The 8,919-nt window shown below is 63.5% G+C and carries 10 protein-coding genes; 4 read left to right on the top strand and 6 right to left on the bottom strand.

The window, feature by feature from the left end; genetic code table 11:
- Positions 1-1,468: ubiquitin-activating E1 FCCH domain-containing protein (locus WEA77_RS00640; RefSeq protein ID WP_368065943.1), on the bottom strand; the 1,468-nt coding region annotated here is incomplete at its 3' end.
- 163 nt (positions 1,469-1,631) lie between these two features.
- Between WEA77_RS00640 and WEA77_RS00635 the strand changes: the two genes are divergently transcribed.
- Complete coding sequence (locus WEA77_RS00635; RefSeq protein ID WP_368065942.1) at positions 1,632-2,426, top strand: thymidylate synthase; 795 nt, start codon at positions 1,632-1,634, stop codon at positions 2,424-2,426.
- A gap of 9 nt (positions 2,427-2,435) precedes the next feature.
- Here WEA77_RS00635 and WEA77_RS00630 read toward each other — a convergent pair whose 3' ends face one another.
- Positions 2,436-2,999, bottom strand: a complete 564-nt coding sequence (locus WEA77_RS00630; RefSeq protein ID WP_368065941.1) for a hypothetical protein — start codon at positions 2,997-2,999, stop codon at positions 2,436-2,438.
- Between the two features lie 170 nt (positions 3,000-3,169).
- Here WEA77_RS00630 and aqpZ point away from each other — a divergent pair, with 170 nt between their 5' ends.
- A complete protein-coding gene (gene aqpZ / locus WEA77_RS00625) occupies positions 3,170-3,850 on the top strand; it encodes an aquaporin Z (RefSeq protein WP_368065940.1) in 681 nt (226 codons plus the stop codon).
- Positions 3,851-4,001: 151 nt separating this feature from the next.
- Here the strand turns inward: aqpZ and WEA77_RS00620 are convergent, their stop codons facing one another.
- The gene (locus tag WEA77_RS00620) at positions 4,002-4,673 is read right to left on the bottom strand and encodes a hypothetical protein (RefSeq protein WP_368065939.1); all 672 of its coding nucleotides are present in this window, start codon (positions 4,671-4,673) and stop codon (positions 4,002-4,004) included.
- A 161-nt stretch (positions 4,674-4,834) separates the two neighbouring features.
- On the opposite strand from WEA77_RS00620, the gene WEA77_RS00615 reads away from it, so the two are divergent.
- Positions 4,835-5,365, top strand: a complete 531-nt coding sequence (locus tag WEA77_RS00615) for a dihydrofolate reductase (RefSeq protein ID WP_368065938.1) — start codon at positions 4,835-4,837, stop codon at positions 5,363-5,365.
- Between the two features lie 139 nt (positions 5,366-5,504).
- Positions 5,505-6,425 (top strand): SMP-30/gluconolactonase/LRE family protein, encoded by a 921-nt coding sequence (locus tag WEA77_RS00610; protein WP_368065937.1) that lies wholly within the window; start codon positions 5,505-5,507, stop codon positions 6,423-6,425.
- An 85-nt stretch (positions 6,426-6,510) separates the two neighbouring features.
- On the opposite strand, the gene WEA77_RS00605 is transcribed toward WEA77_RS00610, so the two are convergent.
- The 3 genes from WEA77_RS00605 to WEA77_RS00595 all read right to left on the bottom strand — a co-directional run bounded on the left by WEA77_RS00605 (position 6,511) and on the right by WEA77_RS00595 (position 8,841).
- Positions 6,511-7,221: a hypothetical protein gene (locus WEA77_RS00605; protein ID WP_368065936.1), complete on the bottom strand. Its 711-nt coding sequence runs from the start codon at positions 7,219-7,221 to the stop codon at positions 6,511-6,513.
- Between the two features lie 70 nt (positions 7,222-7,291).
- The gene (locus WEA77_RS00600; protein ID WP_368065935.1) at positions 7,292-7,489 is read right to left on the bottom strand and encodes a hypothetical protein; all 198 of its coding nucleotides are present in this window, start codon (positions 7,487-7,489) and stop codon (positions 7,292-7,294) included.
- A 143-nt stretch (positions 7,490-7,632) separates the two neighbouring features.
- Positions 7,633-8,841 carry a P-loop NTPase gene (locus tag WEA77_RS00595; protein ID WP_368065934.1) on the bottom strand — a complete coding sequence of 403 codons (1,209 nt, stop codon included), beginning with the start codon at positions 8,839-8,841 and terminating at the stop codon, positions 7,633-7,635.
- Positions 8,842-8,919 lie beyond the last annotated feature (78 nt).

Below are 8,919 nucleotides of genomic sequence, written 5' to 3'. Positions count from 1 at the left end.
GTTTCGGGCGACCGAATGCGGCTGGCTTGCTGGCGGCGGGGAAAATGTCCCCGAACTCCGGCGAGAGCGTATAGAAGCCCCATGCCGCGCCCATATGGCCGGCCGTCGAGCCGCCGATGGACAGGTCATCGATCGCGTCCAGGAGCAGGTCCTTGTCAGCCGTCAGCGGGATGATCCTGGCTGCGGGGCAGGGGTTGGATGTGGACAGGTAGCCACGACCCACATAGCTCTCGGCCGCAGCCGCATCCGTATAGGCCTCGTCGCCGGTCCGTTCCGTCGCGCAGGTGGTGATCCGGTGGAGGCGCTGGGCGCCGTTGCTGGCGTTGTTGAAGCGGAAGTATTGGCAACCTGCTTCGGTGCAGAAGGACGTGCCGCCGTTCGTATAGGCGCCGTAGCTGGGGCCGACCGTGCTGTTGAGCACATAGGTGTTGGCAGCGGTATTGGAGACCACCCAGGTCTGGTGTGTTGTCCGGTTGATCTGCGTCATGCCATTTACGCCGGTAATCCAGACGTGATCGCCATTGTCCAGCCCGTGACCGTTGGCAGTCACTGTGACTTCGCAGTTCGTGTTGGCGCACTTGCGGATGATACCGCCGCTTGTGTAGGTACCGTAGCTGCGGCTGTCGGTGCTCTGCAGGCGGAAATTGTCTGTGGTCACACTGAAAATCGTGAACACTCTGTCGTTGACCTGGGTCATGCCGCTGACACCGCTGATCCAGACGCGGTCGCCGTTGGCGAAACCGTGGCTGTTCGAGGTAACCACCGCAATGTTTTGATTGGTTATCTGAGTAAGTGATTTCTGCGCGCCGACCTGCCAGTAAGCGCCGGTGACCGGGCGTCCCCCAGTGATTGGTCCACGGACCTGTTCGGCATAGTCGCCAACGTTTACAGCCACCGCATAGGGCACCATTGATACCTTGGTATAATACGGCGTCTGCTCGTCCTTGACGACGATGTTTACGAGGTCGGCGGATGCCTCTTTCAACGCTGTAATGCGGGTGCCGGCCATCGAGCCTGTGATGTCGAGGATCATGGCGACTTCGATATCCGCGCCGCCTTGAACCGCGTCCGAACGAACCGTGACAGCGACATAGTCGCGGCCCAAGATCTTTGCGATCGTGGTGTTTACGGTGATGTGTGTGACCAGCGAGATGCGGCCTTCGGCGTCCTGGGTCAGCTCGTAGGTGATTTCCCGGCCGAGTACCTCTTCCAGATGGTCAAGGTGGGCGTTGATCACCCCCTCGCGCTGTCCCGACGTCAAGAACGGATCGTGTGCGGCGGCCAGAGCCGCAGCGTCGGTTGCCTGTTGCAGCTTTTGCTTTTCCACCATGACCCGCGAGAGGTCGATGGCGAAGCCGACCAGCGGGAAGATCACCAGGCAGGACAGGGCGAACAGTATCGCCACATTGCCCCGGTCATTGCCGGCGAACCGGCGAACCCGGCGCGGAATTGCAAACTTGATCGACATAGCCCAGCTCACCCCTGGTGGATTTCCGCGCAATACCTACTGAGGCTTATGACAGATCGGTCTTGAACGAGGGTTTCCGGGAACCGGCAAATTGCGACTCGCCGGGCAGGGTCTGGTTAACCTATCATTCGCCCGATTCGCCCGCTCGCGAGAGGACGCCGCCATGCAGCAATATCAAGCGCTCCTGCAGGACATACTGCAGAACGGCCATGACCGCGCTGACCGCACGGGCGTGGGCACGCGCGGCGTTTTCGGGCGCCAGATGCGGTTTGACCTCGAACAGGGCTTCCCGCTGGTGACAACAAAACGCCTGCACGTGCGCTCTATTATAATCGAGCTGCTTTGGTTCCTTCGCGGTGAAACAAATATTGCCTGGCTGAAGGAAAACGGCGTTTCCATCTGGGATGACTGGGCCGATGCCAACGGCGATCTTGGCCCGGTCTATGGCAAACAGTGGCGCAGCTGGGCGGCGCCGGACGGGCGTACCATCGACCAGGTCCAGTGGGTGCTGGATGAAATCCGCACCAATCCAAACTCCCGCCGCCTTATCGTTTCGGCATGGAACCCGGCAGACGTTAACGATATGGCCCTGCCGCCCTGCCACTGCCTCTTCCAGTTCAATGTCATCGGCGGCCGGCTGAACTGCCAGCTTTACCAGCGCTCGGCGGATGTCTTCCTCGGCGTACCGTTCAACATCGCCTCCTACGCCCTGCTCACCCACATGATGGCCCGCGCCGCGGGCCTGCGCCCCGGGGACTTTGTCCATTCCTTCGGAGACACACACCTCTACCTGAACCATCTCGAACAGGCCGAACTGCAGCTGACGCGCGAGCCGCGTCCCTTGCCAAAACTCTGGATGAACCCGGACAAGACCGATCTTTTCGGCTGGACCTATGACGATTTCCGGATCGAGGACTATAATCCTCATCCCCACATCAAGGCCGCGGTCGCGGTCTGACCGGGCGGCCTATTCGCCCCTCAGGGTGCAGTGCACTGTGCCGCCGGTTTCCACCGCTATGGACAGGTATTCGTCAAACTCTGTGCAGGTGATCGCCGCCTCGGCCGAAAAGTCCCGCACCGGGTACACCGTCACCTTGACGCGTGCATCGCCGATCACCTCGCGGGCAACCCGCGCGGCATCGACCTGACCCTTGAAGGTCACGGACCGCTGACCCGGGTCGATGGTCACCATCTCGCCGCCCAGCCAGACGCCGAGGTCAGGGTCGAGCCCGGCCATGCGGGGGTCTTTCGGGACGCCGTAATAATCCGCCGAAACGCCGAGATCGGCATGGGTTTCGCTGAGTTTCCCCCGTGTGTCCTCTGAAAGGGTCACATCCAGCCGGAAGGGCAGGGACACGATCTTGGGCTCTCCGTCCGGCGTCCGTGAAACCGCAGGCGCCGTGCCTTTAGCCGCTGAGCCGGTGATGGCGGGTTCACGGGCTGCGGCCCTGGTCTGCTTGTCCGCGGAGCCGCAGCCGGCGAGCAGCGCGGCGCCCGCTAAAGCCGCGCCCAAGGGGCGCCTGTTGATCATTGCCGTCTTCTCCGGTTGCGGGGCAGGCCTCCTGTCTTGCCGGATCAGCCTGCAAAGGCAAGACCGGCGCCGCCGCTTGCCGCAGCGCGCGAAGCTCGCCATGATTGCGACCCGTGCCGAGGGGGACACGCAAGATCCGTCCGGCAGGATTTTTTTGGAGGCACCACCACATGAAAGTCTTCGTCGCCGAGCTCATCGGCACATTCACCCTTGTCCTGCTCGGCTGTGGCTCGGCGGTCCTTGCGGGCGCCGAGGTCGGCCAGCTCGGGATCGCCTTTGCTTTCGGACTGGCGATCGTCGCCATGGCTTACGGCATCGGCCCCATCTCGGGTTGCCATGTCAACCCGGCGGTCAGCTTCGGCGCCTTCGTCGCCGGGCGCATGCCCCTCAATACCATGCTGCGCTATTGGGCAGCGCAGTTCATCGGCGCCCTGCTCGGCGCCGGCGTCCTTTACCTCATTGCCAGCGGCAAGGCCGGCTACGACCTTGCCACTGGCGGCCTCGGTCAGAACGGATGGGGCCCGGGCTATCTGGGAGAATACACGCTCGCTGCGGCCCTCGTCTTCGAAGGTGTGGCGACCTTCCTGTTCCTGGTTGTAATTCTCGGCAGCACGCAGAAGTCCGCTCCTGGCATGTTTGCCGGCCTCGCCATCGGCCTGACGCTTACGGTTATCCATATCGTTGGCATCCAGGTCACCGGCGTCTCGGTGAACCCGGCCCGCAGCTTCGGTCCGGCCATCATTGTCGGCGGTACGGCCATCTCGCAGCTCTGGCTCTTCCTCATCGCCCCGCTGGTCGGCGCAGCGCTCGCAGGCATTCTGTTCAAGCAGAAGGTGCTGGAGACAGAATAGACCTCCGGCTGCATTCAGGGTGACCCTCGACCGAGTTCGCCGGTTGAGGGTCACGCAACGTCTGCGACCTCAAGGCGGGGTGTCTTGACCAGCAGAATGAAGGGCCAGGCGCTCCGGCTCCTGGGCCGCGGTCTGCGCGGAGCGAATGCAATCAAGCCTCGTGCGGCGAAATCAGCCCCGCATCTTCGCGCCTCCGGATGATCGCCGACACGATCACCGCGCCTACCATCTTGCCTATCACGAACACGACCCAGTTCCACGCATGCAGCGAATTGCCGGGATCCATGCCCAGCTCCATCTGCTTGGCGAGGTCGGCGCCATAGAGAAACACGGTCGTATCCACCGGCGCTGCGACCGCGCTCGACAGCAGGATTCGTGTCGAGAGGCGATACTTCGTGAACGTGAACAGCAGCCAGTCTACGCCTTCGGAAATCGCGAACGCGATCCCGCTCGCCAGCGCGATCACTGGCCAGGCATAGAAGAACGACCAGGCCACCGCGATTGCCATCAGGATAAGCACCCGGTGGCCCATCTCGCGCTGCACGAAATCCCGGATCACGAATACCATGCCGGTCACCATGGTCATCGGATGCAGCGCCACACCTTGCGGGAACGTCGCGTTCTCGCCGGGAGCCAGGACGTTGAATTCCGGGATCACCCCGAAACTCCAGTTCAGGAACGGGATCAGCACCACATAGAACAGCGCCCAGGCCCGCCCTTGCAGCAGCCAGATCGCCGCAAATGTCAGCCCCAGCGCGCCCAGCGCCGGACCCAGAAGGCCCGTCTGCCCATTCGTCAGAACGGAGACAAGATCAAAGCCCATGAATGTCCAATTCCCTTACGGCAAATGCAGCGAGGGCTGCGATTGCGGGTTGCGCCTGGCTTGCGCCGCGGCGCACGAGCCCACACTTCAGATCCATAGAGTTAACGGCGCCGGGGATGGCGCATGCCCGTCCCGTCCCTTGGCCGCCCGGAACCACGCTCATGACCCAACCCATCCGCCTCAGCCTCATTGTCGCCCAAGGACAAAATAGAGTGATCGGCAGTGCAGGGCAATTGCCCTGGCGCCTGAAGGACGATCTTGCCCATTTCAAACGCACCACGATGGGCGCGCCCGTCATCATGGGCCGCAAGACCTGGGAAAGCCTGCCGAAGCGCCCGCTGCCGGGTCGCCCGAACATTGTGATCAGCCGCGACTGGAATTACGACGCGGCTGAAGCGCGCGTCTATTCCAGCGTCTCGCCCGCCATCAACGCCGCCAAGGCCATGGCCCTGCGAGCCGGCCAGCCGGAAGTCTTCATCATCGGGGGCGCCGCAATCTACGAGATTGCCCTGCCGCTGGCCGACCGGATCTACCTCACCGAAGTCGATGCCGAGCCGGAAGGCGACGCCTACTTCCCGGTCATTGACATGCGCGCCTGGTCCGAAAGCTCGGTTACCCGCTTTGCATCCGGGCAGGGCAATGACCATGCTTTCACGCTGCGAATCCTCGACCATGTGACAGCGCCCGCCTGAACTGGCCTGAACTGGCCTGAACTGGCCTGAACTGGCCTGATTTGGCCTGATTTGGCCGGATTTAGCCTGACCCGGCGGGAGCGGTGGACGCTCCCCCGGCCGAGGCGTAGCCTTGCGGAGAATTATCCGGGAGGAAGACATGAATTTCGAAGTGGTCGGCTCCGGCCTCGGCTTTCCCGAAGGCCCTGTGGTGATGGAGGATGGCTCCATCATTCTCGTCGAAATCAAGAAGGGCTGCATCAGCCGCCTCTGGAACGGCAAGCATGAAGTCATCGCCACGCCCGGCGGCGGCCCCAACGGCCTCGCCATCGGTCCGGACGGCGCGCTCTATTGCTGCAACAATGGCGGCTTCGAATATCACGAGGTCGGCGGCCTCACGATCCCCGGCAATTGCCCGGCCGACTATTCCGGCGGCCGCATCGAGCGGATCGACCTCTCCACCGGCAAGGTCGAACGCCTCTATGACGAAGTCGATGGCAACAAGCTGCGCGGACCCAACGACGTCGTCTTCGACAAATCCGGCGGCTTCTATTTCACCGATCTCTGCAAGGGCTTCTCGCGTTACCGGGACCATGGCGGCGTCTATTACGCCAAGCCCGATGGCTCCCTCATCAAGGAAGTCGACTACCACCACATCTCGCCTAATGGCTGCGGCCTCTCGCCGGATGGCCGCACGCTCTATTTCGCCGATACGATGACAGCGCGCCTCTGGGGCTTCGCGCTCACCGGCCCGGGCGAATACACGCCGCACAAGCCGCCCTTCCTGCGCGGCCGTGTGATTACGGGGCAAACGGAGCTTTGCTACTTCGACTCGCTCGCCGTCGCCGCTTCCGGAAACGTCTGTGTGGCAACAATCCTGAAAAATGGCAGCACGGGCGGCATCACCACCATCACGCCGGACGGCCAGTCCAGCTTCACCGAAATCGCAGACCCCTTCGTCACCAACATCGCCTTTGGCGGCAAGGATATGCACGACGCCTACATCTGCGCCTCCGGCACAGGCCAGCTGCTCAAGACACGCTGGCCGGAAGCCGGCCTGAAGCTGAACTATAATGCCTGAACTCATTCACGCCCTGCCCGCAGCGGGGGAGAGGCGGAGGGCGCGTTGGGAGTTAGGGGTCTTACTGGAAACGCGTAGAGGCGCCCTAAGGCGGCGCACACGCTCCGCCAACCTGCCGGTACGGCCGGTTGCACTGCCATCCGTCCCCGGATGTGTTCAGATGCGCAAATGACGGCATCTTGATCTTCTGGCAGGCAGCGCCCTTCGGCGCATAGCCCCTGTTACAGGCCCAGCCGGATCCGGTCGCGCTGTCGGTCAGGTAGGCATTCCCGGGCAGCACGATCTTCAGGCAAGCGCCGTGCTCTGGCCGGAAGCCGCGTTCGCAGGCCCAGCCCTCGCCATGGTTCGAATTGGTCAGGTAGCCGTTCACCGGCACCTTGATCGCCTTGCACAGCTCGCCGTCGCGCGCATATGCGCGCTCGCAGGTCCACCGCGTGCCTGACCCGTCGAGATAGGCATTGGCCGGTACCCTGACCGCCGCGCAGGCGTCGCCCAGGCGCAAGAAACCGTAATTGCAGTCCCAGCCAGAGCCGTAATTGCCGCCCGTCAGGTGGGCGTTCTCCGGCAGTTTGACCGAGGCGCAGGCGCCGGCGGCCTCGCGGAATCCCTTGTCACAGGTCCAGCCTTGGCCATAGGGCTTGGACACCGAGTTCGCAGGTGGTCCGGCGGCAGAGGTATTTGTCTGCGCGAAGGCTGCCGTGCCCAGAAGTCCGGCGCCGAACAGCAGGCAGAGTACCCCCAGCAAAGCTGCTGGCATCCGGCGCAGCCAGCCCAGCGGACGGGGCGCATGTCTCATAATGTTTTCGGGACGGCCCGGCGATTCAAGGCGCTGGAAGTTTGCCGGGTCCGTCTGGTTACGGATGGTCTCAGGCTTTTACCCGGGTTGTGCGCTCGGCGGAATCGGCTGGCAGCATGCATTGCAGGACACGCGGGGCAGACGGCGCGGCATAGCGCTTGCGCGGTGCCTCGCGGGACGCCGGGATCACGGGCGCCGTTTCGCGCATCGGCGCAGCTTCAGCGGTTTCGCCGATCGTTTCAAGGATCTCTGATTTTTCGAGGGACATGGGCACAGCCTTTCCGGCAGGCGGACGCAAGCGTCGTTAACATCGGTTTGTATCCCACCCGGATATTACTTACAAGTCTTTGATTATATTTATATTTTTACGGCCAGCATTCGGCCAAGAATCCCTGTCGAATCAGGGCCGCCTCAATCCTCGAACACGATTTCCGGCGCCGGTTTGGTCACCAGCTGGTCCAGCGCAATCGCCACATTGCGCGCCAGGGCCATGAAAATGTCCGCCGCGGGACTTGTTCCCAGCGCCGCCGGAATCCCCGTATCGCCGCCTTCGCGGATCGCCTGCAGCATCGGAATCTCGGCCAGAACCGGCAATCCCAGCGCCGCGCTCATCCTGCGCGCGCCGCCTTCGCCCATCAGGAATTGCTTCGTACCCGTACCATCCTCGAACCAGCTCATGGTCTCGACAAGCCCGATAACGGGGACATGGGTCTTGGTAAACATCGCCGCCCCGCGCCGCACGTCGGCCAGCGCCACTTCCTGCGGTGTCGTCACGAGCAGCGCGGCCGTCACCGGCACTTTCTGCGCAATCGCCAGCTGCGCGTCGCCGGTGCCCGGCGGCGTGTCGATGATCAGAATGTCCAGCGGTTCTTCCCGCGTGCCCCATTCGGCATCGTTCAGCAGCTGCGTGATTGCCGACATGACAATCGGCCCACGCCAGATCATCGGCGAGTCCGGATCGGACAGATACCCGATCGACAGCGTCTTCATGCCGTACGCTTCCACCGGCACAAGTTTCTTCACCGCCGAGGTCGCGGGCTCCGCGCTCACCGTGCCCAGCATTGTCGGAATCGAGGGGCCATAGATGTCCGCGTCCAGCAGGCCGACGCGCATGCCGGCCTTGGCCATCGCGGCGGCCAGGTTCACCGCCACGGTCGATTTGCCCACGCCCCCTTTGGCGCTCGCTACCACCAGGATGCGGTCAATCCCCGGGACCGGCCTCATCGCCTGCGCCGGCCCCGGCACGCCCTGGCTGATCGCTTCGTCCGACAGCCGCGCCCCCTTGGTCACCCGGCGCAGCCCCGGGGCCGGGGGCGCGGGCGCATGGCTGTGCGTGTGGCCATCGCCGGGGCCATGCGCATGTGCCCGCCTCGCGCTTGGGCGCAGCTGCGCCGTCATGACACTGCGCACGGCGGTAATCCCCGGAATCCGGCTCGCATAATTCTCGGCTTCAATTCGCCGCGCTTCGGCCGTGCCGGCATCGCCGTCCTCGGCAAGGATCACCAGCAGGGCCTTGCCGTCATCGTCGACCGATACAGACTCCAGCCAGCCCGCCCCGCCGAGCGCCTCGGTGATAGCGCCCGCCAGCTTTTCACGTGTCTTCTGCTTTGATCCAAACATTGGTCCCGAAACCCAGCCTTTTTACTGTTTGCGCGCCGCCAACTCGCGCTGAGGGCGAAACCGCAGGCTTCCGGTTAA

Origin of the sequence: Hyphomonas sp. (assembly GCF_040882205.1) — a bacterium.
GTDB lineage: Bacteria > Pseudomonadota > Alphaproteobacteria > Caulobacterales > Hyphomonadaceae > Hyphomonas.
This window is presented reverse-complemented; position numbering and strand designations above follow the sequence as displayed.

Coding starts and splice junctions, on each gene's coding strand:
- WEA77_RS00600 (WP_368065935.1), bottom strand. CDS start 7,489: ATGTCCCTCGAAAAATCAGAGATCCTTGAAACGATCGGCGAAACCGCT.
- WEA77_RS00620 (WP_368065939.1), bottom strand. CDS start 4,673: ATGGGCTTTGATCTTGTCTCCGTTCTGACGAATGGGCAGACGGGCCTT.
- aqpZ (WP_368065940.1), top strand. CDS start 3,170: ATGAAAGTCTTCGTCGCCGAGCTCATCGGCACATTCACCCTTGTCCTG.
- WEA77_RS00615 (WP_368065938.1), top strand. CDS start 4,835: ATGACCCAACCCATCCGCCTCAGCCTCATTGTCGCCCAAGGACAAAAT.
- WEA77_RS00630 (WP_368065941.1), bottom strand. CDS start 2,999: ATGATCAACAGGCGCCCCTTGGGCGCGGCTTTAGCGGGCGCCGCGCTG.
- WEA77_RS00605 (WP_368065936.1), bottom strand. CDS start 7,221: ATGAGACATGCGCCCCGTCCGCTGGGCTGGCTGCGCCGGATGCCAGCA.
- WEA77_RS00610 (WP_368065937.1), top strand. CDS start 5,505: ATGAATTTCGAAGTGGTCGGCTCCGGCCTCGGCTTTCCCGAAGGCCCT.
- WEA77_RS00595 (WP_368065934.1), bottom strand. CDS start 8,841: ATGTTTGGATCAAAGCAGAAGACACGTGAAAAGCTGGCGGGCGCTATC.
- WEA77_RS00635 (WP_368065942.1), top strand. CDS start 1,632: ATGCAGCAATATCAAGCGCTCCTGCAGGACATACTGCAGAACGGCCAT.